Below are 24,113 nucleotides of genomic sequence, written 5' to 3' on the forward strand. Positions count from 1 at the left end.
ATTCGGTGCCGGGGTCGCGCCGGATGCCCCGTACGACGGATCGATTCCGCACGGGCCCCGGTACGGCGTCTACCCTGCGGCCATGGGATCGCAGGCGTACCTCTCCGAACTCTTCTCGCTGGAAGGCCGGGTCGCCCTGGTCACCGGCGGCAGCTCCGGCATCGGCCGGGCCATCACCGGGGCCCTGGCGCAGGCCGGGGCGAGCGTGGTGATCGTGGCCCGCAGGGAGGCCGAACTGGCCGCCACGGCTGACGAGTTGACGGCGGCCGGCTGCCGGGTGGCCTGGGTGGGCGGCGATCTCGGTACCCGTGCGGGGGTCCGTACGGCGGCCGACGAGGCGGCCGAGGTGTTCGGTGAACCCGACACCCTCGTCAACTGCGCCGGGATCAATCTGCGCCCGCCGCTGGGCGAGACCGGCGACGACGTGTGGGACGCCACGATGGCGCTGAATCTGGAGGCGCCCCATCTGCTCGGGCAGCGCTTCGGCCCCGGCATGGCCGAGCGCGGTTTCGGGCGGATCATCCATGTCTCGTCCCAGCAGGCGCACCGGGCGTTCGTCCAGAGCGGTGTCTACGGGGTGTCGAAAGGCGCGCTGGAGTCGCTGGCCCGTTCGCAGGCCGAGGCGTGGTCGCCGTACGGGGTCACCTGCAACACGCTGGTGCCGGGGTTCGTCATGACGCCGCTCAACCGGCGGCTGTCGTCCGACCCGGAGCGGGTGGCGGCGCTGGCCGCCCGCACGATGACCGGGCGCAACGGGGTCGCGGAGGACTTCGCGGGCGCGGCCGTGTTCCTGGCGAGCCGGGCGTCGGCGTACGTCACGGGCCAGTCGGTGTACGTGGACGGCGGGTTCCACGTCCACTGAGGTCCGCCCGCCGCCGCACCGGACGGGGGAGAACGACCGGACCACGGCCGCGCGCCGCCCCCCACTGCCCCAGCGCGATACCGGCGAGGACCAGCGCCAGCCCCGCGCCCTGCCGGGCGGTGAGGGTGTCCCCGGCGACGAGTGTGCCCAGCAGGACTCCGGTGACCGGGTTGAGAAGGCCGACGAGTCCCACCGTCCCCGCGCTCAGGTGCCGCAGGCCGCTGAACCACGCGGTGAAGGCGAGCGCCGTGGCGACGCCGGACAGGTAGACGAAACCGGCCACCGCCGTCCCGTCGAGCACCGGCGGCGCCCCCTCGACGGCGACCGCGACCGGCACGAGAACCAGTCCGCCCGCGACGAGTTGCCAGGACGTCAGCGCGAGTACGTCGACCTCGGGGCACCACTTCTTGGTGAGGATGTAGCCGGTCGACGACAGGGCCATCGCGGCCACGGAGGCGAGCACCCCGAGCGGATCGACCCCGGACGTGTCGGTGAGGAGCATGACCGCGACGCCCGCGAGCCCGACGGCCGCGCCGGTGGCCGGCAGCGCGCGTGGACGCTCCGCCAGCAGCGGCCAGGCCAACAGCATCATCATCACGGGCGCGGTGGCCATGACCGTCGAGGCGATGCTGGTCGGCAGGAGCTGGGCCGCCACGTAGACGAGGGCGAAGAACGCGCCCATGTTGAGCGTGCCGAGCACCAGGGCCTTCCACCACAGCGCGCCGTACGGCCGTCGCCGGCTCACCGCCAGCAGGACGATCCCGGCGGGCAGCGCCCGGAACACCGCCCCGTAGAGCGGATGGTCCGCCGGGAGATGGCGCTGGGTGACGAAGTACGTCGTGCCCCAGGCGATCGGCGCGACGGCGGTGACGAGCGACCAGCGGGAAGTACCTTCCATGGAAGCGATAATATCTTCTCGGGAAGGTATTATCGAGGGTGTGATGAGAACTCCTGACGGCGAGAGTGGCGCCGGACACCTCGGCGGCGACGGTGTCGGTGTCAGTGCCGGCGTCGGTGGCGACGGCGGCCTCGATCGCGTGGCCCGTATCCAGCGGGAATGGGCCCGCGAGCGGCCCGACGTCGACGTACGCCCGCAAGGGGTGATCGGACGGCTGCACCGGCTCGGGGCTTGCCTCGCCGAGGAGTTGTGCGTCGTCTACCGGCGGTACGGGCTGGGGGAGGGCGACTTCGACGTGCTGGCCACGCTGCGGCGGGCGGGCGCGCCGTTCGAACGCGCCCCCGGTGAACTGGCCGAGCACACCATGGTCACCACCGGAGCGATGACCAAACGCGTCGACCGGCTCGAACGGGCCGGGCTCGTCTCCCGGCGCGCGAGCGAGAGCGACGGGCGCGGCAGGGTCGTGGCGCTGACCCCGGAGGGCCGCGCGCTCATCGACCGCGCCTTCGCCGACCACATGGCCAACGAGCGCCGCCTCCTGTCCGCGCTGACCGAGGACGAGGCGGCGCACCTCGAAACCCTGCTGACGAAGTGGCTGGCCGCGACGGAGACGCCGCGCGGCTGACATCGCGGGCGCGGGCGCGCGCGGGCTTAGGCGCGATCGCACCATCGCCGAGTCGCAGAACCGCAGAACCGCAAAGAATTGTTCGCGAACAAGTCTTTGCGAAGAACTCTTCGCGGTCTAGGCTGTCCGTCATGCCGCAATCGAATGACGCTCCCCCCGCCGCCGTGTCCGAGGCGAACGCCGTCGTCCTGGACGCCCGGGGACTGCGCGCCCTCGCCCATCCCGTCCGTGTCCAGCTCGTCGGACTGCTGCGCAAGCACGGCCCCTCGACCGCCACCCGGCTCGCCGAGCGGCTGGGGGTCAACTCCGGTACGGCGAGCTACCACTTGCGCCAGCTCGGCGACGCCGGGTTCGTCGCCGAGGACACCGGCCGCGGCAACGCGCGGGAGCGCTGGTGGCGTGCCGTCCACCAGTCGACGTGGTTCAGCGACCCCGAACTGGCCACGAGCGAGCCCGAAGCGGCGCTCGCCTACCTCCAGTCGGTCGCCGCCGCGTACACCCTGCGCACCCAGCGGGTCCTCGGCGAACTTCAGACGATGCCCGAACAGTGGCGGAACGCCTTCGACATGAGCGACCGGCCGCTGCGGCTGACCTCCGAGGAGACGCTGACCCTGCGCGAGGAGATGGGCGCACTCCTCGCCCGCTACCGCCCGGACACCCCGGAGGCGGCGGCCGGGGCACCCGAGGGCGCCCGGCGCGTCTCGCTGATCACCCAGATCCTCCCGGAACTCGACGCACCGGACCCGGGCGCCCCCGTCGACGCCCCCGCCCCCGCACGGCCACGGGGCATGCGGCTCGGCTAGTTCACTCCCTCTGCCGGTCGCCCTACCCCTGTTCCGCCAGCCACGCCTCGAAGGTGGTCGGCGCGACACGGGCGTCCTCGCCCGGCAGCAGGACGTCCCCCGCCATCTCCGGGCCGAAGAGGGACGACCACGTCGGTACGAGGCGCACCCGGTGACCGCGCGCCTCGTTCGTACGCCGGGCCATGTCCACCAGGTCCTGCGGATCCGGCCCCACGACATCGACATACCGTCCCCGCGGCTCGCCCGCCACGACCTCCGCGAGGACGTCGGCCACGTCGGCGGGGGCGATCGGCCGCACGAGCAGCGGCGCGATCTCGGCGACCCCGTCGTGCTCGCTCCAACTCGCCACCATCGCCGCGAAGTCGTGGAACTGCGCCGCCGGGACGATCGTCCACGGCACCGGCCCCGCCATGACCAGGCGCTGCTGCTCCCGCTTCCCGGCGTAGTGCGCGCCGCCGTCCACCCGGTCGATGCCCACGATCGAGAGCAGGACATGGTGCCGTACCCCGGCCCGTTCCTCCGCGGCGAGGAGGTTCCGCGTCGTGGTACCGAAGAACGCCAGGGTCTCCGCACGCTCGGTCGCCGGGCTGTTCGTGACGTCCACGACCGCGTCGGCGCCGGCCAGCGCGGCGTCGAGCCCCTCGCCCGTCAGCAGGTCGACCCCCGACGAGCGGCTGACCCGGACGATGTCGTGGTCGGCCCGTTCGAGCGCGGCCACGGTGAGGGTCCCGATGTTCCCGGTCGCTCCGGCCACTGCGATCCGCATGATGCTCCCTCTCGTCCCGGCCCCCGCTCCCGATCCTGGCGCCCGACGGCCCGTCGCGCTCGTCGGGAGCGACCCCCGCCGCGTGTCGGGAGGAATCCGGGCGGGGTCTGTGGGCAGGGTGCTGCTCATGAGACTGCTGCCCGCGAACCGTGACGACAGGGGTGGCACCGGGCACCGGCTGTGGACCTGGGTGCTGGAACTGCGCAACGACGCGGGTGTCACCCAGACGCTGCGCTCGACGGTGGCCGCGACGCTCGCCTACCTCGTCGCGCTCTGGCTGAGCGACGAAGCCGCCCCGCTGACCGCGCCCCTCACCGCCCTGCTCGTGGTCCAGGTGACCCTCTACTCCACCCTGACCACCAGCGTCCGCCGGGTGAACGCCGTCGTCGCGGGCGTGCTGATCGCCATCGGATTCAGTGTGCTCGTCGGGCTGTCCTGGTGGAGCCTGGGCCTGATCATCCTGGCCTCGCTGCTCGCGGGCCGTCTGGTCCGCGTCAACGAGTTCGTGCCCGAGGTCGCGATCAGCGCCATGCTCGTGCTGGGCGTGACGCACGCGGCCGACACCGGCTGGGACCGGGTCGTGGAGACGGTCATCGGCGCGGTGGTGGGCCTGCTGTTCAACGTGGTGTTCGTCCCGCCCGTCTGGGTCGGACCCGCCGGGGACTCCATCGAGGACCTGGCCCGGCAGATGCGCCGGCTGATGCGCGACGTCGGCGAGGAGCTGACCACCCCGACCCCGGTCGAACGCGCCGCGGCCCGGCTGTGGGAGGCACGGCGGCTCGACCACGGCATCGCGGAGGTGGACGCCGCGCTGCGCCAGGCGGAGGACAGCCTGCGGTTCAACCCGCGCGTCAAGGAGGGCCTGCTGCACCGCGTGGTGCTCCGGACCGGCCTGGACACGCTGGAGATCTGCGCGGTGGTGCTGCGGGTGCTCACCCGTACGATCACGGACCTCGCGCGGGAACGCCAGGAGGAGGACCTCTTCGCACCCGAGGTGGGGTCCGCCCTGGAGGAACTGCTCGCCCAGGTCGCCGACGCGATCGTCAGCTTCGCCGTCCTGGTCACCACCCAGGCGAGCGAGGCCGCCGAGGCGGCGGAGAACCGCCTCGCCGGGACCCTGGGCGCGGCGGCGGCGACCCGCGAGCGGGTCGCGCGGCTGCTGCTGGAAGGCGTGCAGCGCCACCCCCGGCAGTGGCAGCTGCACGGCGCGCTGCTGTCGGAGATCGACCGGCTCCTCGACGAACTCGACACCGACCACCGCTCCCAGCGGCTCATGGAGGAACTCGACCGATCCACCCGTGAACAGCGCGAACGGCATCCCCGGCTGACCGCGTTCACCCAGTGGCTGCGCCGCCGGAAGCGGCCCGCGCCGATGCGCCGGCGCCGGAAGGACAAGGGGGACGAGTAGCCCCGACCGGGAAGTGCCGGGAGTGCTGCCGCCGTCCGGCCATCCCGCCATCTCGCCGTCCCGCGACCGGAGTTACGCGCCGCCGAGCGGTGACCCGCCCGGGGACGCGGGAGATACTGGCGTATGGGATTCGCCGTCTTCGTGACTCTGCCGGGCCTCGTCATCCTGCTGACCGCCCTGGCCTTCCTCGATCAACTCCTGCTGCGCGCCGGACGGGCCGGTGTGCTGCCCTGGCGCAACAGCGCCCGGCAGGGTCAGGTCTCGACCACCGGTTTCGAACTGCTGCACGCCACACTCTCGCCGGGCAAGCAGAGCGAGTTGGCGGAGCGCCGGTCGGCGCTCCTGACCCGGGACGACGAGGAGGACGGGGCCCCGCCGCACCGGACCATGGTGGACCTGGACGGCGGGACCGCGGTCGTACGGATACCGAAGGGCCGGCCGGACGGTCCCAACTGACCGGCCGCGCCCCCCGGTTGTCCCCGCCGACCCGCGCCCTGGCCTACGGGAGCGGGAGCACGCAGACCGCGACCGGGGACGCGAACGGGGCGCCCGCCGGGGTCAGTTCACCGGCTGTCGGGTCGACGTGGAAGACCGAGACGTTGTTCGACCGCTGGTTGGCGGCGAACAGCAGCGTGCCGTCGGGCGACAGCGCGAGCTGCCTCGGCCAGTCGCCGCCGACGGGCACCGTGTCCAGCAGCCGCAGAGCCGCGCCGTCGTCCGTCACCGCGAAGCGGGAGAGGCTGTTGTGCCCCCGGTTGGCCAGGTACACGAAGGCGCCGTCGGCCGTGATCACGGGCTGCGACGGGAAGCTGTCGCCCGCGCCTCCGGCGCCGGTGGCCGACGGCTCTCCCGGGGTGAGGGTCCCGTCGGCGGGGTCGTACCCGCAGACCGTGATCGTGTTGTTCAACTCGTTGGCCACGTAGGCGAATCGCCCCGACGGGTGGAACACCAGGTGCCGGGGTCCCGCGCCGGGCGGAAGGGTCGCGTACGAGACGCGGCCGAGCGTGCCCGCCGACTCGTCCAGCCGGTAGGTGTAGACGCTGTCGGTGCCCAGATCGACGGCGAGCACATGGCCGCCGTCCGGGGAGGTGACGATCTGGTGCGCGTGCGGGCCGTTCTGGCCGGGACCCGGGGCGGGCTCGCCGTGGGTGACCAGGCCGGTGCGCTCACCCAGCGCCCCGGAGTCCTCGACGGGATGGACGGCGACACTGCCGGAGCCGTAGTTCGCGCTGAACAGCCACCGCCCGCCCGGGTGCACGGACAGATGACAGGGCGAGGAGCCGCCGGTGCTCCGCGTCCCGAGGACCGTGTGGCCGCCGTCCTCGCCCAGCGCGATCGCGGTGACGCCGCCGTCCTGGCGCTCGTCGACCGCGTACAGCGTGGTGCCGTCGGGGTGCGCCGCGAGGTACGAGGGGTCCCCGACGCCGGGCAGCGTCCCCGTCGAGGTGATGGCTCCGGTCACCGTGTCGTACGAGGCGAGACCGATGCCCGTACCCCCGCCGGAGGTGTACGTGCCGATGAACAGCCGCCCCGTCGCGAGGAGTTGTCCGGAACGGGTCGCCGACGCGGTCGCGGTCGCGGCGCCGGGGATCGTGAGCGCCGTGAGCGCGCCCGTCAGCAGGCCGACGACCTGGCGGCGACTGGGCCCGCCCGCCGACGACCCGCCCGCTCCGGTGGCGCTCCGCGCTCCTGTCTCCGTCGTGGTCGTGTCTGCCGTGATCGCCGTTCGTACGCGGTCGTTTCTCATGCCGGGCACCTCTGAGGACTCGTGGGGGGAGTGCTTGCCGGTGTGGTGGCAGACACCCTCGCGCCCTTCCGCCCCGCTCGGCAAGGGCACCTCCGGCACCACCGTCAGTCCCGGAGCGCCCCGGCGTCGCCCATCACGATCACGGGCCGCTCCGCCGGATCCAGCAGACGAAGCAGCTCGACCATGTGCCCGCGCCTCAGCGAGACGCACGCCTGGGTGGGTCCCCGGTGGTCGACATGGACCCAGACACCGCCACCCCGGCCCGGTCCGAGGGGCCGCACCTTGTCCAGCGGGGTCGTGCCCGGCGTGCGGTTGTAGTCGATGGCGACGACGTGGTCGAAGGAACCCTCCAGCGGTTCACCCCGGAAGCCGGTGCCGGGCGACTGGAACTCCTCGTCCTGGTCGTAGGGCAGCCTCGCCCCGGGATCGGGCAGCCTGCCGCCCGCGTCGCCGAGCGTGAAGACGCCGATCGGGGAGCGCAGATCGGCCGCCCGGTGCTCGTACGTCCAGCCGCGCAGCGCGTTGTGCGCGGGCCAGCGGCCGGTGACGGGACGCCAGCCGGTGTCCGCGTCGCGCTCGTACAGCACCACGCCGGAGACGGGGGAGTTTCTGCCCTCGCCGGTGACGACCAGCGCCTGACGCGTGCCGACGGGGATGTGGGACCGGGTGACGGGACCGAGACCGGGGAGGTCCCGGAACAGGGCCGCCTCCACGGGCGTTCCGGCGAGCCCGAGGACCGCGCGGGCGGCCGTTCCCGCGCGTCCCCCGCCCGCCCCTTCCGGTGGTTTCCCCTCCGCCGTCCCGCCCGGTGGCGCTCCGCTCGGCGCCGGCGCCGCCTTCCGCTCCTGCCGCTGGTCCTGACCCGGGCCTTGTCCCTCTCCCGCGCACCCGGCGAGCAGCAGACACGTACAGAGCGAGGTGACGGCCAGGGCGCCACGGGCGAGGGGGAGCGCGCGGGGGAGGAGGTACATGTCGGGCCTTTCATCGGCTCATCGGCTCATCGGCGCGGGCGGACGGAGAAGGAGGACGGCGTGTCCTCCTCGGTCGCGTGTCTCTGCGCCATGAAAGCCCGATGATCGTTCGATCGGACCGTACGTGAAGGCATGAGCAGACTAGGGCCCGAGGATTTCCCCCGTTCTGCCCAACGCCGTTCGTGCGACATCGGGTATCAGGCATCCGACAACGGGCGGCAGCAGAACGGGAGAACCGCGACCACCGCCCCTCTCGACGGCCCGCCCCGTCGTCGCCATTGGTTCGAGCAAAGGCGGGGCGGTGCGATTCGTCCGGCCCCCGGGTGATTCGTGAGCGCGCGCGGTTTCAGCGCGCCGAAAGAGCGTCGGATACGACCCCCGACAGGGTTGTCGGGGACATGGCGGAATTGCTTGTCTGGTCGTGTCGTGGATCGAGGCACCGCCGTTCCGCCCCACCGGAGCGGCGTACGCCTGGTGCCCGGCACACCTGTCGTCGTTGAACCCGGGAGCCCCTTCCCCCCACGTCCCAAGGAGATCGACATGGTCACCACACCCGGCCCCGCCCGTCGTTCGGTGCTGAAGGGCGGACTGACCGCCACGGCGGTCGGCGCCCTCGGACTCGCCGCGCACGGCCCGGCCACCGCCGCCCCCGCCCGCCGCCCGGCGGACTCGCCGTTCGCCGCCCCCGAGCCGCGGATTCACACCACCGCCGAATGGGGCGCCCGGCCCCCGAACCAGGAGATCGTGGTACTCGACCGGGTGCCGACGTACATCGTCGTGCACCACACCGCCGAGCCCGGCAACAGCGAGGACTACTCGCTGGAGCACGCGATGGCCATCTGCCGGTCGATCCAGAACTTCCACATGGACGGCCAGGGCTGGGGCGACTCCGGTCAGCAGTTCACCAACTCGCGCGGCGGCTTCGTCCTCGAAGGCCGCCACCAGAGCCTCGATGTCGTACGCGGCGGGATCCGGCACGTGCAGGGCGCCAATGTCGGCGGTCGCAACAGCGAGGTCATCGGCATCGAGAACGAGGGCCTCTACACCTCGGTCGACGTAACCCCCGCGCTGTGGAACTCGCTCGTCCAGCTCGTCGCGTGGATCGCCGGCCAGTACGGGCGGCCGGTCACCGACATCATGGGCCACCGCGACTTCAACTCCACCGAGTGCCCCGGCGGGGTGCTCTACGGCAGACTCCAGGAGCTGCGCGACGCCGTCGCCGGGGCCCTGGGCGTCGCACCGGCCGACCGGCCCACCGTCTGGCCGCTGCTGCGGCCGGGAGCCGTCGGCCCGCAGGTGCGTGCCGCGCAGTACCTGCTGCGCGCCCGGGGCTTCTCCGGCGTACCGGTCGACGGTGTCTTCGGCGCGGCCACCACGCGCGCGGTGGTGAGCCTCGCCGACGTGCACCGCGTCGAGAAGCACACCTGCGCGGCCATGGTCCGCGCGGGCACCGACGAGACCGGCTACCTCGGCTCCGACATCTGGCCGCTGATCACCCCACGGGTGCGGGCGGGCGACAACGCCGACATCGCGCGGGCGGTGACCACCCTGCACCGCGCCGGCGCGGACCGGTCCCACGCGACCGGCGTCCTCGACGCGACGGACTGGAAGCGGCTGCTGGCCTGACCCCCTGGCCTGATTCCTGGCCTGGTTCCTTCCTCACGGGACACCCGGTCCGCCGTCCCCGCCGCCGCGCACGGTCCACCCGCGCGCGGCGGCGCGGGTCCCCGGCCCGCGCCGCCCTCCGGGGGAGACTGAAGCCGATGATCCACTTCGCCGGGCCCGCCGCACCACCCGGCGTCACCGACCGGCTTCAGGCAGGGGGCACGCGATGGCGGAGCACCGGAACCCCGGCCGGCCCTCCGCCAGGAAGAGCCTGACCGAAGAGGACCGTGACGAACGGGACGTCATGCGTCTGTTCGCCCTGTGCGACGCCGTGTTCGCCATCGCCATGACGCTGCTCGCCCTCGATCTGAAGGTGCCCGACCTCGGCGCGAGCCCCGACGACGCCACGCTGCGGCGGGCACTCGCCGATCTGGAACCGCGCTATCTGTCGTTCCTGGTCAGCTTCTACGCGATCGCGAGCTACTGGCGCCGTCACCGCGAGGAGATGCGGTCGGTCCGCGTCAGCCCGCCGGTTCTCGTACGGCTGACGCTGTTCCTGCTGCTGACGATCAGCGTCCTGCCGTTCGTCTCCAACGTCCTCGGCTCGTACGGGGCGGGGATCGCCGTCGCCGCGTACGCCGGGGTGAACGTCCTCGCGGCCGGGACACTCCTGGTGATCCGGCACGTGGTCGACCGTGTCGACCCTCCGGCCGGGGAGGCGGGCAGGCCCCCGCGACGCGAGCTCTGGTTCGACCTGACCGCCTTCGTGCTGGCGGTCCCGGCGGGCTACGTCTTCCCCGGCGAGGGACCGGAGGCACTGATCGCCCTCCTGGCACTGAGCGCCGCCGTCTCCTTCGCCTTTCGCCGCCTGCGGGGAGGGCGCGCGCACAGACGAAGGCGGAGTTGACCGTGACTCGCGGGTCGGGCCGCCACACTGGGCGGGCAGCCGAGACGGAGGAGAGCCCCGTGCCGAAGTTCATGCTCATGGTCAACCACGACAGCGGCGTCTTCGACGAGCCCATGGACCGGTGGGAGCCCGCCGACACGGCCGCCCACTTCGCGTACTACGCGGAGCTGACCAGGGAGCTGACCGAGACCGGCGAGATGATGCGGTTCACCGCGCTCGCCGATCCCCAACTCGCCACAACCGTACGGTCGGACGGTGGCGCGACGCCCCTGGTGACCGAGGGGCCCTACCCGGAGACCACGGGATTCCTCGCGGGCTTCAACATCGTGGACGTCGTGTCCGAGGCCCGCGCGCTGGAGATCGCCGCGCGGATCTCGGCGGTGCCCGGCCCCGGCGGGGTGCCGACCCAGCGACCGGTCGAGGTACGGCAGGTGATGACCGACCACGCGGGCGACCTGTGACGAGGGGACGGGGCCGACGGGCCGCCGACCCGATCGCCCGGGAGCCCGACCCTCCACCGAGATCGGTGTCGGAAAATTGCGTAACCGATCTTCATTTCTTGCGCACCGGGTTGGTAGGTTGGTGGCGTGAAGAAAAGACTCTCTCAGGTGGCCGAGTTCGCCGGCGTCAGCGAGACGACGGCCCGCCGGGTGCTCAACGGGGCGACCGACGTGGCACCGGCGACCCGCGACGCCGTGCTGACGGCGATGGACGTCTGCGGCTTCGAGCGACCGCGCGGCATGCAGCGGGAACGGGCCGCCCTCGTCGGACTCGTGGTCCCCGATCTGCAGAATCCGATCTTCCCCGCCTTCGTGGAGGCTCTGGCGGGACTTCTGAACAAGCGCGGCCTCATCCCGGTCCTGTGCACCCGCACCGCCGACGGTGTCTCCGAGGCCCACTACATCGACATGATCCTCAAGCAGAACGTCGGCGGGATCATCTTCGTCGGGGCCAGTTACGCGGACGCCGGCCCCGAGCACGGGCGCGCGCTGCGCGAACGCCGGATACCGATCGTGCTGCTCAACGCGGCGGACGAGAATCCCGGCGTCGCCCAGGTCTCCATCGACGACTCGGCCTCCGCCCAACAGGTGCTCGGCCATCTCTCCTCGCTCGGACACGAGCGGATCGGCATGATCCTCGGCCCCGTCGGACACGTCCCCTCGGCCCGCAAGCTCGCCGGCTACCAGGCGTTCTGCGCGCAGCGGGCGGGCGCGGGGACCGGTCCGGCGGAGGACCGGCGCCGGCTGGTCGCCCACGGGCTCTTCTCGATGGAGGGCGGCGCCACCGCGCTGCCCCGGCTCCTGGCGTACGGGGCGACCGCCGTGGTCTGCGCAAGCGACGCACTGGCACTTGGCGCCATTCGCGCCGCGCGGCGGCAGGGACTGCGGGTCCCCGAGGACCTCTCGGTCGTCGGGTTCGACGACTCTCTGTACATGGTGGCGACCGACCCGCCGCTGACGACGGCGCGTCAGCCCGTGCAGGCGATGGCCGCCGCCGTGATCGCCTCCCTGGTCTCGCAGATGAAGGGGCACGCGACGGAGGGCGAGACGATGATGTTCGACACCGAGCTGATCGTGCGCAGCTCAACGGCGCCTCCGCCGCCCGCCGCGCGGCGCCGACGCGCGGTGGACGCCTGACGGGAGGCGTCCGTACGGGAGGGGGTCCGGCCGTCGGCCGGACCCCCTCCCTGCGTTCCCGGCCGAGCCGGTCCGCGTTCGTCCGCCGGGTCTCCGATGACGGAGTGTCACCCGCGGCCTCCGAGACGACCCGGGCGCTGAATTTAGTTTTTGCGCACGCTCATTGACTTTTTGCATATCCCACTTTTACTGTCGGCGCCGACGAGACGACGCAGCGGCCGAGTCCCTGCAAGTCACGCAAACCATTTGCAGTCTGCGCCAGGAAGGCATGGGATCCCCATGGACATGGATGGCATCGCACGACGCCGCGCGCTCGGCCCGGCACTGGCCGTGGCGCTGATGCTCGGTCCGGTCGCCTGCGGGGGCCCGTCGCAGCCGTCGGGCGTCGGCAAGGACGGCGTGGTCACCATCAGCGTCAACGACATGCCGCCCACGACACAGCCGGTGGACCGGAAGATCTTCGAGGAGGACGTCAAGGCGTTCGAGAAGGCCCACCCGAAGATCAGGATCGAGCCCCACGAGGGCCAGATGGATCCCAAGACCTTCGCGGCGAAACTGGCGGGCGGTCAGCTGGAGGACGTCTACTACGTCTACTTCACCGACCCGGCCGGGCTGATCCAGCGCCGCCAGGGCGCCGACATCACGCGGTACCTCAAGGACGTGCCGTACCTGGCGGACATCCGCCCCGAGTTCCAGGACGTCTTCAAGGGACAGGACGGCAAGATCTACGGTCTGCCGAACGGCCAGTACTCACTGGGCCTCGTCTACAACCGCGCGCTGTTCGAGCGGGCGGGACTCGACCCCGACACCCCGCCCACCACCTGGGACGAGGTGCGGACGGCCGCGAAGAAGATCAGCGCGCTCGGCGACGGCACGGTCGGTTACGCCGACTACAGCAAGAACAACCAGGGCGGCTGGCACTTCACCTCCTGGGTCTACTCCATGGGCGGTGACATCGCGGTCAAGGACGGCGACCGGTGGAAGGCCGCGTTCGACGACCGGGCCGGCCGCGACGCGCTGCGGATGCTCCACGACATGCGCTGGACCGACGGCAGCATGGGCACCCGCCAGCTCCTGGAGATCGCCGACGTCCAGAAGATGATGGGCTCGGGCAAGCTCGGGATGTACATGGCCGGACCGGACAACGTCCCCACCATCGTCAAGCAGTTCGAGCGCGCGTACGAGGACTACGGCGTCGCCGCCATGCCCGGGTCCGCGACCCTCGGCGGCGGCAACGGCTTCATGTTCAACCCCAAGGCGTCGCCCGAACAGCTCGAGGCCGGTGTCCGCTGGGTCCAGTGGAAGTATCTGAACCCGGACCGGACGGAGTTCAACGACAAGCGCATCGGTGACCAGGACGTCCCGATCGGCCTGCCCCTCGACCGGCTCTACACCGACGAGGTCCAGACGAAGGTCGACACGGTCCACGCGAAGCACGCCAACGTCCCGCAGAAGAACTTCGCCCCCTTCATGGCGCGCAACGGGCAGCTGGAGCAGAAGGTCGAGCCGCCCAACGCCCAGCAGATATACACCGTCCTCGACGGCGTCATGCAGTCCGTGCTGACCAAGAAGGACGCCGACCTCGACCGGCTGCTCGGCGACGCGGCGAAGAAGGTCGACGCCCTGCTCGCCACGGTCGAGTGACATGGCACTCCGGACCTCCACCCCGACCCCCGCGCCCGAGGCCCCGCACCGGGCCCCGCCCCCCGTACCCGCCCCCGGACCGGCCCGCCCGGACCGTCCGCGCCGGCGCGTACGGGAGAACCTCACCGCGTACCTCTTCCTGACCGCCGGTGTGCTCTGCTTCGCGGTGTTCTCCTGGTACCCCATCGTCCGCGGCGGGCTCCTCGCCTTCCAGCAGGTGAACTTCGCGGAACCCGCCACCTGGGTCGGCCTCGACAACTTCCGCCGCCTCTTCGACGACCCGCTCTTCGCGACGGCCTGGCGCAACACCGGCCGGTTCACCCTGCTCGCCCTCGTCCTCGGCTTCGCCGCCCCCTTCGCCACGGCGGTGATCCTCGGCGAACTCCGCCACGGACGTGGCTACTTGAGAATGACGGTCTATCTGCCGGTGATGCTGCCGCCCATCGTCACGATGCTGCTGTGGCGCTGGTTCTACGACCCCGGCCCCGGACTCTTCAACAACACCCTGGAGATATTCCAGCTGCCCGCCCAGCAGTGGCTGGAGTCCGAGAACCTCTCGATGATCTCCCTGGTCCTGGTGTCCACCTGGGCCAACATGGGCACCACCACGCTCATCTATCTGGCCGCGCTCGGCTCGATACCCGGTGATCTGTACGAGGCCGCCGAGCTGGACGGCGCGTCGATCCGGCGGCGGCTGTGGCACGTGACCCTCCCGCAGATGCGGTTCATCCTGATGATCACGCTGCTCCTCCAGATCATCGGCACCATGCAGGTCTTCGTCGAGCCGTACATCCTCACCGGCGGCGGCCCCGACGACGCCACCGTCACCGTTCTCCTGCTGCTCTTCCGCTACGCGTTCGTCTACAACGACTTCGGCCTGGCCAGCGCCATGAGTCTGCTGCTCTTCGGGGTCCTGGGCAGCTTCGCCGCCTGCTACCTGCGGCTGACCCGGAGCACCGACTGACGGCGCCCGGCGGCATCGCCCGAACGACCCGCACGAGCGGGACCAGAGCGAGCACCCGAGAGGACCGCGAGGCACCGACATGGCCGCCGACACCCCCGTACGCACCCTGATCGCCCCCACCGAGATGACCCGGGGCACCAGCCGGCTCCTCTACCGGTTCGTGCTGACCATGACGCTGATCGGCTTCACGCTCGCCTTCGTCTTCCCGCTCTACTGGATGGCGACCGGCGCCCTCAAGTCGTCGGCCGAGCTGGTCGACCCCGACATCACCCTGCTGCCGCGAACCTGGCACCCGGAGTCGTACACCGGCGCCTGGACCAACGTCGGGCTCGGCAGGCACTTCCTCAACACGCTCGTGCTGGCCGCCGGCGCCTGGCTGTGCCAGCTCCTGGTCGCCGTCAGCACCGCGTACGCGCTGTCCAAACTGCGGCCCCTGCTCGGCAACGTGATCCTCGGCATGATGCTGGCCACCCTCATGCTGCCGGTCTCCGCCCTGCTCGTGCCGACCTACCTCACCGTCGTGGACCTCCCCCTCCTCCACATCAACCTGATCAACACCCCCTGGGCGATCTGGCTGCCCGCCGCCGCCAACGCCTTCAACATCTTCATCCTCAAACGGTTCTTCGACCAGATCCCGGCCGAACTGATCGACTCCGCCCGCATCGACGGCGCCGGACCGCTGCGCGTCCTCGTCTCCGTGGTGCTGCCGCTGTCCCGGCCCGTACTGGCCGTGGTGTCCATCTTCGCGATCGTCGGCGTCTGGAAGGACTTCCTCTGGCCGATGCTCGTCCTGCCCGATCCCGCCCGGCAGCCCATCACGGTCGCACTCAACCGGCTGTCCGAGTTCATGCCGGCCAACCAGCTGCTCGCGGGCATGGTCATGGCCAGCGTCCCGCTGCTCGTCCTCTTCCTGATCTTCCAGCGCCACATCATCGCCGGACTCACCGCGGGCAGCCTCAAGGGCTGAGCCCTGTCCGGCCGGCACCCCCCACCCGCTCCGTGACGACAGCCGTCGTCACGGCAGTCCCCCACGGCACCCCACCGCCCCATCGGTGCTCATCCCGGAAGGACAGACCGCAGTGACACCCGTACACCCAGCGCGTTCGAGAGCCGCCCGATCCGCCGTCACCGCACTCCTCCTCGCCCTGCTCGTCCCCCTGACCCAGGCACCCGGAGCGGCGGCGGCACCCGCCGCGCCCGCCGCCGCGCCCCGGTCCGCCGCACCCGCCGCCGCCCTCGGCACCTCCACCGTCGAGGCCGAGTCGGGCACCCTGTCCGGCGGGGCCGTACGCTCCACCGAGCACCCCGGATACACCGGCTCCGGCTTCGTCGGCGGCTACACCGACGGCAACAAGGGCCGCGCCTCCACCTCCTTCACCGTCTCCTCGGCCGTCGCCGGCGACGGGTCGCTGACGATCCGTTACGCGAACGGCACCACCGCCCCCATGACGCTGAGCCTGTACGTCAACGGCGCCAAGGTCCGCCAGATCAGCCTCCCCGCCACCGCGAACTGGTCCACCTGGACCACCCGCGACGAACCGGTCTCCTACCGGCAGGGCGCCAACACCGTCGCCCTCACCTTCACCACCACCGACAGCGGCAACGTCAACCTCGACAACTTCCGGGCCACCACCCCGGACGCCCCCACCGAACCTCCCGCCGACGCCCCCGCCCAGGACGCCGAGAACGCGTACACCTCCGGTGGCCCCGCCACGGCCAACTCCGCCTCCGGCTACGGCGGAAGCGGCTACCTCACCGGCTTCACCCGGGCCGGGGCGCGCGCGGTCTTCCCGGTCGACGCGCCCGCCGCCCGCACCTACCCGCTCGCCGTCCGCTACCGCACCCCCGGCACGGCGGCGGCGAGCACGAGCCTGACCGCCAACGGCACGAAGATCCGCCGGGTCACCCTGCCCGCCACCGGTGGCCAGTGGCGCACGGCCACCACCGACGTACCGCTGCGGGCCTCCCTCAACACCCTCACCCTGCGCACCGAGACCGGCGACGCCGGCGACTTCCAGCTCGACGGCGTCACCGTGACCGGAGCCGCCGCGGGGGCCCGCCGGGGCGCCACCGTCCCGTACACCCAGTACGAGGCGGAGAGCGGCAGCACCAACGCCTCCACCATCGGCCCCGACCGCACCTTCCTCAGCGTCCCCTCCGAGGCGTCCGGCCGGAAGGCCGTCGTCCTCGACAGCACCGGCGAGTACGTGCAGTTCACCCTCACCCAGCCCGCGAACGCGCTGACCCTGCGCTACTCGATCCCGGACAACGCGGCGGGCACCGGAACGTCCGCGACCCTCAGCGTCTACGCGAACGGGACCCAGGTCAAAGACCTCGACCTGTCGTCCAAGTACGCCTGGGTGTACGGCGGCTACCCGTACAACAACGACCCCTCGCAGGGCTCCGCGCACCACTTCTTCGACGAGACCCGCACCACCCTCGGCAGCTTCCCCGCCGGCACCGTCCTGAAGTTCCAGAAGGACTCCGGCGACACCGCCGCCCGGTACACCCTGGACCTGCTGGAGACCGAGACCGCGCCGGGCGCCGCCGCCATGCCGTCCACCGGCTTCGTCTCCGCGACCACCCTCGGCGTCACCCCGAACGACGGCGGCGACGACACCGCCGCCCTCAACTCGGCCGTCGGCACGGCCAAGTCGCAGGGCACCGGCCTGTGGCTGCCCGCCGGCACCTACAACATCTCCGGCCATGTGAACCTCACCGGCATCGCCCTGCGCGGCGCGGGGGAGTGGCACACCGTCCTGCGCGGCAAGGACGGCAAGGGCGGCCTCTTCGGCCGCGGCGGCACCAACACCGTCCAGGACCTGACGATCTCCGGTGACGTCTCCTACCGGGACGACGCCAACTTCCACGCCGCCATCGAGGGCGACTTCGGCACCGGATCGACCATCCAGAACATCTGGATCCAGCACACCAAGGTCGGTCTGTGGATCGACGCCCCCACCGACGGCCTGTACGTGAGCGGCCTGCGCATCCGCGACACCTTCGCCGACGGCATCAACCTGCACAAGGGCACCGCCAACACCGAGGTGTGGAACACCAGCGTACGCAACACCGGCGACGACGGACTCGCGATGTTCTCCGAGGCCCAGGCCGTCCGCAACAGCGGCTACCGCTTCAACACCGTCCAAGTGCCCCTGCTCGCCAACGGCGTGGGAATCTACGGCGGCGACGCCAACCGCGTCGAGGACAACGTGTTCGCCGACACCGTCACCGGATCGGCCGGCATCGCCGTCAGCAGCCGCTTCGCCCCGGTGCCGTTCAGCGGCACCACCTCCGTCCAGCGCAACACCCTGCAACGGACCGGCGGTTACGAGCCCAACTGGCAGAGCGAGTTCGGCGCCCTGTGGATCTACGCCGACTCCTCCGACATCACGGCGCCCGTACTCGTCCAGGACATCGACATCATCGACAGCACCTACAGCGGCGTTCTCGTCTCCTGGCAGAAGACCGTCAGCAACCTCACCCTGAGGAACGTCAGGATCCAGAACTCCGGCACGCACGGCATCGAGATCAACGCCGCCGGAGCCGGCACGTTCTCCGGCGTCACCGTCACCGGCGCACCGGCCGGCGGACTCGACCTCACCGGCGGCTTCACCATCACGCGAGGCACCGGCAACAGCGGCTGGTAGCGACCCCGTACGGCCCGTCAGCACATCGCCCGGCGCAGCGACGCCTCCACGGTCCGGTCCCGCCCCACCCGGCGGGGCCGGACCCCATCCCCCCGAGGAGCCCCCGTGACCGACACCGCCACCCCCTCCACCACCGCCTGGTGGCGGCACGCCGCGATCTACCAGATCTACGTACGGAGCTTCGCCGACGGCGACGGCGACGGCACGGGCGACCTCGCCGGAGTACGCGACCGGCTGCCGTACCTGCGCCGGCTCGGCGTCGACGCGCTCTGGTTCACCCCCTGGTACACCTCACCGATGGCCGACGGCGGCTACGACGTCGCCGACTACCGGGACATCGACCCCCGCTTCGGCACACTCGCCGACGCCGAGTCACTGATCGCCGAAGCACACACCCACGGCCTGCGCGTCCTCATCGACCTCGTGCCCAACCACTGCTCCGACCAGCACCCGTGGTTCCGCCGGGCGCTGTCCGACGGGCCCGGCTCGCCGGCGCGCGACCGCTTCTGGTTCGTCCCCGGCCGGGGCCCGGACGGCGAACTGCCCCCCAACGACTGGCAGTCGTACTTCGGCGGCCCCGCCTGGACCCGGATCACCGAGGCGGACGGCACCCCCGGCCCCTGGTACCTGCACATGTTCGCCCCCGAACAGCCCGACCTCAACTGGGAACACCCCGACGTACGCGCCGAGTTCGAGTCCATCCTGCGCTTCTGGCTGGACCGGGGCGTGGACGGTTTCCGGATCGACGTCGCCCACGGCCTCATGAAGAAGCCCGGCCTGCCCGACGCCGGCCCGCACCCCGACCCCACCGATCTGCCCTACCAGGACTGCGACGACGTCCACGAGATCTACCGCGACTGGCGCAAGATCCTCGACAGCTACGACGGGGACCGCACCTTCGTCGGCGAGGTGTGGCTGCCCACCCCCGACCAGTTCGCCCGCTATCTGCGACCCGACGAACTCCACTCCGCCTTCAACTTCGAATTCCTCTGCTGCGCCTGGGAGGCGGGCGCGCTGCGCGACGTCATCGCGGGCACCCTCGCCGCGCACCGGCCCGTCGGCGCGCCCCCGACCTGGGTGCTCTCCAACCACGACACCATCCGCCACGTCACCCGCTACGGACGTGCGGACACCTCCTTCGACATGGGCGACAAGCGTCTGTCCGACCCGAGCGACCCCGTCCTCGGCCGCCGCCGGGCGCGCGCCGCCGCGCTCATGTCGATGGCCCTGCCGGGGGGTGTGTACGTCTACCAGGGCGACGAACTGGGGCTGCCGGAGGTGCGGAACATCCCCGACGCCCTGATCCAGGACCCGACGTTCCGCCGCTCGCGGGGCGCCGACCGGGGCCGGGACGGCTGCCGCGTACCCCTGCCGTGGACCGCGGGCGGCCCCTCGCTGGGCTTCTCGCCGGACGGTGCCCCCGGTGACCCCTGGCTGCCGCAGCCCGCCGCCTGGGTCGCGCTGTCGGTCGAGGCGCAGACCGGGGACCCGGACTCGTTCCTGACGCTCTACCGCGAGGCGCTGGCGCTGCGCCGGGAACGGCTGGCCGGACTGCCCGAGACGCTGAGCCCGGTGCCCGGCGCGGGCCCGGACACGGTCTGCTTCGACCGGCCGGGAGGCTTCCGCTGCCTGGCCAACCTGGGCGCCGATCCCGTCGCGGTGCCGGCCGGGGCCCGGGTCCTGCTCAGCAGCGGGCCCCTGCCGGGGGACACGGGCGGCCGGTGGCTGCCGGCCGACACCTGCGTCTGGCTGGACCTGGGCGAGGCCGGGCCCGGTGCCGGGACGCCGGCGGCGTGAGGACGTGACGGCCCGCCGTCCCGGCCGGTGAACCGGGAGACCCGGTGGTCAGGGGTCCACCAGCTGGGACAGCGAGCCAACTATCGACGGATACGGGGTATTTGTACGTCGGAGTTCGATCTTATTGGGTCATGAGGGTTGTCATCCAGCCATGTGGGCTCTACACATAACCTCCATACGTGGTGAGAGATGGGGGCGCTGTACATGCACGGCACGATCGACGGTTTCAGCTATGGGGTCATCACGCCGGTCGCGGCGTTCGTGATGGCCTGCCTCGGGAGCGCGCTCGGACTGCGCTGCGTCACCCGGTCGCTGCGCGCGGAGCAGTCCTTCAGACCGGGCTGGCTGTCCCTCGGGGCGGCCTCCATCGGCTGCGGGATCTGGACGATGCACTTCATCGCCATGATGGGCTTCCAGGTGCGCGAGGCACCCCTCAGGTACGACATCCCGCTCACGGTCGCCAGCCTGGTCGTGGCGGTTCTGGTGGTCAGCGTCGGGGTGTTCGTCGTGGGCTACCTCGGCGTCCGCCCGGCCGTCCTGATCACCGCCGGGATCATCACCGGACTGGGCGTCGCCGCGATGCACTACCTCGGCATGGCGGGCATGAGCCTGGCGGGCAGCATCCAGTACGACACGACGATCGTGACGGTCTCCGTGGTGATCGCCGTCGTCGCGGCCACCGCCGCGCTGTGGGCGGCCGTGTCCGTCCGGGGCTTCTTCCCCAGCCTCCTCGCGAGCGTCATCATGGGTGTCGCCGTGACCGGAATGCACTACACAGGTATGGCAGCGGTCAGCGTGCACCTCGCCGGCAACGTGACCGGCCCGGGAGGCGTCGGCGCCTCGCTGCCCTCGATCATGTTCCCGATGCTGCTGGGACCGCTGGTCTTCCTGCTGGTCGCCGGAGTCATCGTGATGTTCGACCCGCTCCTGGTCCTCGGCGACGGCGAGTGGAACGACACCCCCGCCCGGAAGCGCGAGACCCCGGAGCCGGCCCGGATGCCGGGCGCCGGCGTGGTGCCGGGCTTCGCGCACACCGCGCCCGCCCCGCCGGTCTGGCGGGGCGCGGGCACCGCGACCCGCGACGCCGACGCCCCGGTGCCCGGCCAGGAGCCCCCGCGCCCGTACGGCTGGTGACCCGGCCGCCCGTCAGGCGCCACCCGCGCGCCCGTCCTCCTCGTCAGACCTCCCCGTCGCCCGGGGAACGCCCGGCGAGGGGGACGGCCGCCTCCTCCAGCGCCCAGACCCGCTCGGCCCGCAGCGGTCCGTTCCGGGCCAGCAGCATGCCGTGGTCGGCGGCCAGCGGGGCGAGCTGGGAGCCGTAGCAGAGGACCGCCTCACGCTTCGGCGCCCACGCGTCGTCCGACAGCGTGAGGTCGTGCACGGGGCGCAGCGTATGACGGCTCGTCATGTCCTGGTAGGCGAGCCCGCACAGATGACTGCCGGCGAGCGCGGCGTCGACGCCGGGGGTTCCCCACGCGTCGAGGTGGCCGGTGTAGGGGAGGTCCGCGTAGACGAGCGGGAGCGCGCGGCCGAGCTTCGCGATCACCTCCAGCGCCCGGTCCCGGACCTTCTCGTGGTCCGGCTGATTGGTGCCGAGAGGGATCAACAGCACGGTTTCCCGGGGAAGTTCGGCCAGGAAGCCGTCGATCGCCGTGAGATCGGACCCGTCGCCGTAGGGGCCGTCGGGGTGGTCGAGGACGACGCTGTCGACCCCGAGGAGTGCGCAGGCGCGCGCGTCCTCGGCCCGGCGCGCCCGGTACGCCTCGCGCGCCGTGGAGAAACCGCACACGCCGTCCCACCACGAGACGGGATGGTGGGACGCGGGCTCACCGCCGTACACCGTCACGACCGTGACCGGGCCGGGGAGCCGGGGAACGAGCCCGCCGAGCGAGAGGGCGGCGTCGTCGAAGTGCGGGGACAGCACGACGGTGGCGGGGGGCGGCGGTGTCATACGGGGTGTCTCCTCGGGTGCGGAGCGGGCCGGAGAGGATCGGGCGACAGCGGTACGGCGCGGAACACCTCGTCCCACCGGGCGTCGTCGCCCTCCCAGCGGCCGGGAGCCTCCGCCACCGTCCCCCAGGCGATACCGGGGGCGAGGGCGGACGCGTCGGGCGGCGGCGTACGGCGCAGCCACAGCAGCGAGAACCGCTGACGGGGGTGGGCGGTGGCGAGCACCTGACGCAGCCGGCCCAGGTCCCGCGCGACGCACTCGTCGAACGCGTCGTGATGGACGTAGAGCACCCGCGCCGGGGACGCCGCGAGGGCCCGCCAGCGCGCGGCGAGCGCGGTGAACTTGGCTCGGACGCCGTCGAGTTGGGCGTCGATGTCGCCCTGGGTGAGACGGTGCCCGTCGGACGGCCGGAAGTCGTGGAAGTAGCGGATGTCCGTGCCCCGGTCGAGGGCGCAGAGACCGTCGCTGAACGGTTCCACCCGCCCCGGACGCAGCACCTCGGCGAAGTCGTCGGCGACGCACTCCATCACCGCCTCGGCATCGAGGTCGAGCCAGTCGAAGAAGTGCGCCGACTCGTTGCCGGTGATCCGCCGGAGCTGATAGGTGGACTCGCAGTGGTAACCGAGCCCCACGCACACGTCGTACGGCCCGGCCCCGAGCGCCTTCGTGTCGTTCATCGGGCCGTTCGGCCCGCGCCGCGCCGCAGCAGGAGGCCGTCGCTGCCGCGTTTGATGAGATACGCGCGGCCCGCGCAGACGGTCTCGACCCGCGGCGGGACCAGCCGCACGCTCTCCACCTCCCGCCAGGTCGCGGACCCGGCCAGCCAGGGCCGCACCCGGGTGTCCATGGCCTCCGGTTCGAGGGCCACGAAGACATGGTCGGTGGGCAACTCGTCCAGCAGGGACAGCTCCTGGCCGTAGTAGAGCATCTCGATGAGCAGATGCGCCCCGGCGCGCGGACCGTCCGGCCCGGTGAGCCCCGCGAGGTCGTCGGCGCGGACCCGTACGTTCTCCGCACCGCTCAGGGCCTGTGAAAGACGCTTCCGGAAAACGGGGTTGGGCTCGGTGGCGTGCACCGTGCGGCCCGCCGCCACCAGACGGTGCGTCAGGGCGCCCTCGCACGCGCCCACTTCGACCAGCGGCCCGCCGGTCCCGGCCCGATGTCCCAGCACCCAGGCGGCGGTGGCGTCCAGCCGGTCCTTCTCGTACGGGGAGCTGCCGAACTCCCACGGGTCGGTGACGGACGCGGCCTCGTCGTCGAGACTCGCCAGCAGGGCGAAGAGGCGCTCGCGCTCGTCCGGGTCGGTGGCGAAGAACCGCTCGGTGGCCGGGATACGGGGGGTCTGGACCACGTACTCCGGCGACGGCTCGGTCAGCAGGTGCTCGCACTCCCGGTTGACGAAGTCGAGCTTGGCGGCGATCCGTTCGCGGTCCAGGGGGCGGTCGATCTCGCTCACGACCTGGAGGAACGGCGAGTAGCCCACGGCGTGCCGCACGTCGCGGCCCGCGCAGCCGATCGCCGTGTCCCGGCCGACCGTGCCCCGGCCGCGCCGGTTGTCCGCGGGCGAGTGCGTCCAGATCCGCGCCTCGCGGTCGCCGCCCGCCTCGCGTACGAGCCGCGCCAGGGAGCCGGGGCCGGGCGACACGGCGCCCCGGTCGGCCGGACGGATGTGCGGCGCGAGCCGGGCGAGCCGTTCGGCGGTGCTCTGGGCCGCCGGGAACGTGAGGGTCCGGCCGTGATCGGCGAGGACGAGGGCGGCCTCTCCGTCGGCGAGAACGGACAGGAAGTCGAGAACGGCGTCTTCGGCACGGAGCACAACAACGATGTCGATCAAGGATCGGTCCTCTGTACGGAACGGGAGTGGCCGCAAGAACCACC

General features: G+C 72.0%; 22 protein-coding genes. 15 read left to right on the forward strand and 7 right to left on the reverse strand.

The genetic code is table 11. From position 1 onward, the window contains the following. Window positions 1–82: 82 nt before the first annotated feature. Window positions 83–862, forward strand: coding sequence for an SDR family NAD(P)-dependent oxidoreductase (locus OG875_RS30400; protein WP_330177446.1), 780 nt, complete (start codon window positions 83–85; stop codon window positions 860–862). Here OG875_RS30400 and OG875_RS30405 read toward each other — a convergent pair. Beyond that, on the reverse strand, window positions 816–1,760 hold the full coding sequence (locus OG875_RS30405; RefSeq protein ID WP_330177447.1) for a DMT family transporter: 945 nt from the start codon (window positions 1,758–1,760) through the stop codon (window positions 816–818). The genes OG875_RS30400 and OG875_RS30405 overlap by 47 nt on opposite strands. A gap of 43 nt (window positions 1,761–1,803) precedes the next feature. Here OG875_RS30405 and OG875_RS30410 point away from each other — a divergent pair, with 43 nt between their 5' ends. Both OG875_RS30410 and OG875_RS30415 read left to right on the forward strand, forming a co-directional pair. Next, complete coding sequence (locus OG875_RS30410; protein WP_330177448.1) at window positions 1,804–2,385, forward strand: MarR family winged helix-turn-helix transcriptional regulator; 582 nt, start codon at window positions 1,804–1,806, stop codon at window positions 2,383–2,385. Window positions 2,386–2,516: 131 nt separating this feature from the next. Beyond that, a complete protein-coding gene (locus OG875_RS30415; RefSeq protein WP_330177449.1) occupies window positions 2,517–3,188 on the forward strand; it encodes an ArsR/SmtB family transcription factor in 672 nt (223 codons plus the stop codon). A gap of 22 nt (window positions 3,189–3,210) precedes the next feature. On the opposite strand, the gene OG875_RS30420 is transcribed toward OG875_RS30415, so the two are convergent. Then, entirely contained in the window at window positions 3,211–3,954 is a 744-nt protein-coding gene (locus OG875_RS30420; protein WP_330177450.1) for an SDR family oxidoreductase, read from the reverse strand. Window positions 3,955–4,081: 127 nt separating this feature from the next. On the opposite strand from OG875_RS30420, the gene OG875_RS30425 reads away from it, so the two are divergent. Together OG875_RS30425 and OG875_RS30430 are read left to right on the forward strand one after the other, a co-directional pair. Further along, the gene (locus OG875_RS30425) at window positions 4,082–5,362 is read left to right on the forward strand and encodes an FUSC family protein (RefSeq protein WP_330177451.1); all 1,281 of its coding nucleotides are present in this window, start codon (window positions 4,082–4,084) and stop codon (window positions 5,360–5,362) included. 123 nt (window positions 5,363–5,485) lie between these two features. Beyond that, the gene (locus tag OG875_RS30430; RefSeq protein ID WP_330177452.1) at window positions 5,486–5,818 is read left to right on the forward strand and encodes a DUF6191 domain-containing protein; all 333 of its coding nucleotides are present in this window, start codon (window positions 5,486–5,488) and stop codon (window positions 5,816–5,818) included. 43 nt (window positions 5,819–5,861) lie between these two features. On the opposite strand, the gene OG875_RS30435 is transcribed toward OG875_RS30430, so the two are convergent. Both OG875_RS30435 and OG875_RS30440 read right to left on the reverse strand, forming a co-directional pair. Next, window positions 5,862–7,109 (reverse strand): lactonase family protein, encoded by a 1,248-nt coding sequence (locus tag OG875_RS30435; protein WP_330177453.1) that lies wholly within the window; start codon window positions 7,107–7,109, stop codon window positions 5,862–5,864. 104 nt (window positions 7,110–7,213) lie between these two features. Further along, on the reverse strand, window positions 7,214–8,080 hold the full coding sequence (locus OG875_RS30440; protein ID WP_330177454.1) for a hypothetical protein: 867 nt from the start codon (window positions 8,078–8,080) through the stop codon (window positions 7,214–7,216). A 540-nt stretch (window positions 8,081–8,620) separates the two neighbouring features. Here OG875_RS30440 and OG875_RS30445 point away from each other — a divergent pair. From OG875_RS30445 to OG875_RS30490, 10 genes are all read left to right on the forward strand, one after another. Next, entirely contained in the window at window positions 8,621–9,706 is a 1,086-nt protein-coding gene (locus tag OG875_RS30445) for a peptidoglycan recognition protein family protein (RefSeq protein WP_330177455.1), read from the forward strand. A gap of 205 nt (window positions 9,707–9,911) precedes the next feature. Further along, on the forward strand, window positions 9,912–10,592 hold the full coding sequence (locus OG875_RS30450; protein ID WP_330177456.1) for a TMEM175 family protein: 681 nt from the start codon (window positions 9,912–9,914) through the stop codon (window positions 10,590–10,592). Between the two features lie 59 nt (window positions 10,593–10,651). After that, window positions 10,652–11,053 carry a YciI family protein gene (locus OG875_RS30455; RefSeq protein ID WP_330177457.1) on the forward strand — a complete coding sequence of 134 codons (402 nt, stop codon included), beginning with the start codon at window positions 10,652–10,654 and terminating at the stop codon, window positions 11,051–11,053. 126 nt (window positions 11,054–11,179) lie between these two features. Continuing rightward, window positions 11,180–12,229: a LacI family DNA-binding transcriptional regulator gene (locus OG875_RS30460; protein ID WP_330177458.1), complete on the forward strand. Its 1,050-nt coding sequence runs from the start codon at window positions 11,180–11,182 to the stop codon at window positions 12,227–12,229. Window positions 12,230–12,628: 399 nt separating this feature from the next. Then, on the forward strand, window positions 12,629–13,873 hold the full coding sequence (locus OG875_RS30465; RefSeq protein WP_443079304.1) for an extracellular solute-binding protein: 1,245 nt from the start codon (window positions 12,629–12,631) through the stop codon (window positions 13,871–13,873). Window position 13,874: 1 nt separating this feature from the next. Then, window positions 13,875–14,837: a carbohydrate ABC transporter permease gene (locus tag OG875_RS30470; protein ID WP_330177460.1), complete on the forward strand. Its 963-nt coding sequence runs from the start codon at window positions 13,875–13,877 to the stop codon at window positions 14,835–14,837. A 79-nt stretch (window positions 14,838–14,916) separates the two neighbouring features. Next, window positions 14,917–15,804 carry a carbohydrate ABC transporter permease gene (locus OG875_RS30475; protein ID WP_330177461.1) on the forward strand — a complete coding sequence of 296 codons (888 nt, stop codon included), beginning with the start codon at window positions 14,917–14,919 and terminating at the stop codon, window positions 15,802–15,804. Window positions 15,805–15,916: 112 nt separating this feature from the next. Next, window positions 15,917–18,487 (forward strand): CBM35 domain-containing protein, encoded by a 2,571-nt coding sequence (locus OG875_RS30480; protein WP_330177462.1) that lies wholly within the window; start codon window positions 15,917–15,919, stop codon window positions 18,485–18,487. 105 nt (window positions 18,488–18,592) lie between these two features. Next, window positions 18,593–20,284: a glycoside hydrolase family 13 protein gene (locus tag OG875_RS30485; protein WP_330177463.1), complete on the forward strand. Its 1,692-nt coding sequence runs from the start codon at window positions 18,593–18,595 to the stop codon at window positions 20,282–20,284. 204 nt (window positions 20,285–20,488) lie between these two features. Next, window positions 20,489–21,418 (forward strand): MHYT domain-containing protein, encoded by a 930-nt coding sequence (locus tag OG875_RS30490; RefSeq protein ID WP_330177957.1) that lies wholly within the window; start codon window positions 20,489–20,491, stop codon window positions 21,416–21,418. A gap of 43 nt (window positions 21,419–21,461) precedes the next feature. Here the strand turns inward: OG875_RS30490 and OG875_RS30495 are convergent, their stop codons facing one another. From OG875_RS30495 to OG875_RS30505, 3 genes are read right to left on the reverse strand one after another with little or no spacing between them, the layout of a single operon-like run. Continuing rightward, on the reverse strand, window positions 21,462–22,235 hold the full coding sequence (locus OG875_RS30495; protein ID WP_330177464.1) for a PIG-L family deacetylase: 774 nt from the start codon (window positions 22,233–22,235) through the stop codon (window positions 21,462–21,464). Then, complete coding sequence (locus OG875_RS30500) at window positions 22,232–22,912, reverse strand: DUF1796 family putative cysteine peptidase (RefSeq protein ID WP_330177465.1); 681 nt, start codon at window positions 22,910–22,912, stop codon at window positions 22,232–22,234. The genes OG875_RS30495 and OG875_RS30500 overlap by 4 nt, the downstream gene beginning before the upstream one ends. Further along, window positions 22,909–24,069: a hypothetical protein gene (locus OG875_RS30505; RefSeq protein WP_330177466.1), complete on the reverse strand. Its 1,161-nt coding sequence runs from the start codon at window positions 24,067–24,069 to the stop codon at window positions 22,909–22,911. The genes OG875_RS30500 and OG875_RS30505 overlap by 4 nt, the downstream gene beginning before the upstream one ends. Window positions 24,070–24,113: the final 44 nt, after the last annotated feature.

The sequence above is a fragment of the Streptomyces sp. NBC_01498 genome, assembly GCF_036327775.1.
Lineage (GTDB): Bacteria > Actinomycetota > Actinomycetes > Streptomycetales > Streptomycetaceae > Streptomyces.

Coding starts and splice junctions, on each gene's coding strand:
- OG875_RS30400 (WP_330177446.1), top strand. CDS start 83: ATGGGATCGCAGGCGTACCTCTCCGAACTCTTCTCGCTGGAAGGCCGG.
- OG875_RS30405 (WP_330177447.1), bottom strand. CDS start 1,760: ATGGAAGGTACTTCCCGCTGGTCGCTCGTCACCGCCGTCGCGCCGATC.
- OG875_RS30410 (WP_330177448.1), top strand. CDS start 1,804: ATGAGAACTCCTGACGGCGAGAGTGGCGCCGGACACCTCGGCGGCGAC.
- OG875_RS30415 (WP_330177449.1), top strand. CDS start 2,517: ATGCCGCAATCGAATGACGCTCCCCCCGCCGCCGTGTCCGAGGCGAAC.
- OG875_RS30420 (WP_330177450.1), bottom strand. CDS start 3,954: ATGCGGATCGCAGTGGCCGGAGCGACCGGGAACATCGGGACCCTCACC.
- OG875_RS30425 (WP_330177451.1), top strand. CDS start 4,082: ATGAGACTGCTGCCCGCGAACCGTGACGACAGGGGTGGCACCGGGCAC.
- OG875_RS30430 (WP_330177452.1), top strand. CDS start 5,486: ATGGGATTCGCCGTCTTCGTGACTCTGCCGGGCCTCGTCATCCTGCTG.
- OG875_RS30435 (WP_330177453.1), bottom strand. CDS start 7,109: ATGAGAAACGACCGCGTACGAACGGCGATCACGGCAGACACGACCACG.
- OG875_RS30440 (WP_330177454.1), bottom strand. CDS start 8,080: ATGTACCTCCTCCCCCGCGCGCTCCCCCTCGCCCGTGGCGCCCTGGCC.
- OG875_RS30445 (WP_330177455.1), top strand. CDS start 8,621: ATGGTCACCACACCCGGCCCCGCCCGTCGTTCGGTGCTGAAGGGCGGA.
- OG875_RS30450 (WP_330177456.1), top strand. CDS start 9,912: ATGGCGGAGCACCGGAACCCCGGCCGGCCCTCCGCCAGGAAGAGCCTG.
- OG875_RS30470 (WP_330177460.1), top strand. CDS start 13,875: ATGGCACTCCGGACCTCCACCCCGACCCCCGCGCCCGAGGCCCCGCAC.
- OG875_RS30475 (WP_330177461.1), top strand. CDS start 14,917: ATGGCCGCCGACACCCCCGTACGCACCCTGATCGCCCCCACCGAGATG.
- OG875_RS30490 (WP_330177957.1), top strand. CDS start 20,489: ATGCACGGCACGATCGACGGTTTCAGCTATGGGGTCATCACGCCGGTC.
- OG875_RS30495 (WP_330177464.1), bottom strand. CDS start 22,235: ATGACACCGCCGCCCCCCGCCACCGTCGTGCTGTCCCCGCACTTCGAC.
- OG875_RS30500 (WP_330177465.1), bottom strand. CDS start 22,912: ATGAACGACACGAAGGCGCTCGGGGCCGGGCCGTACGACGTGTGCGTG.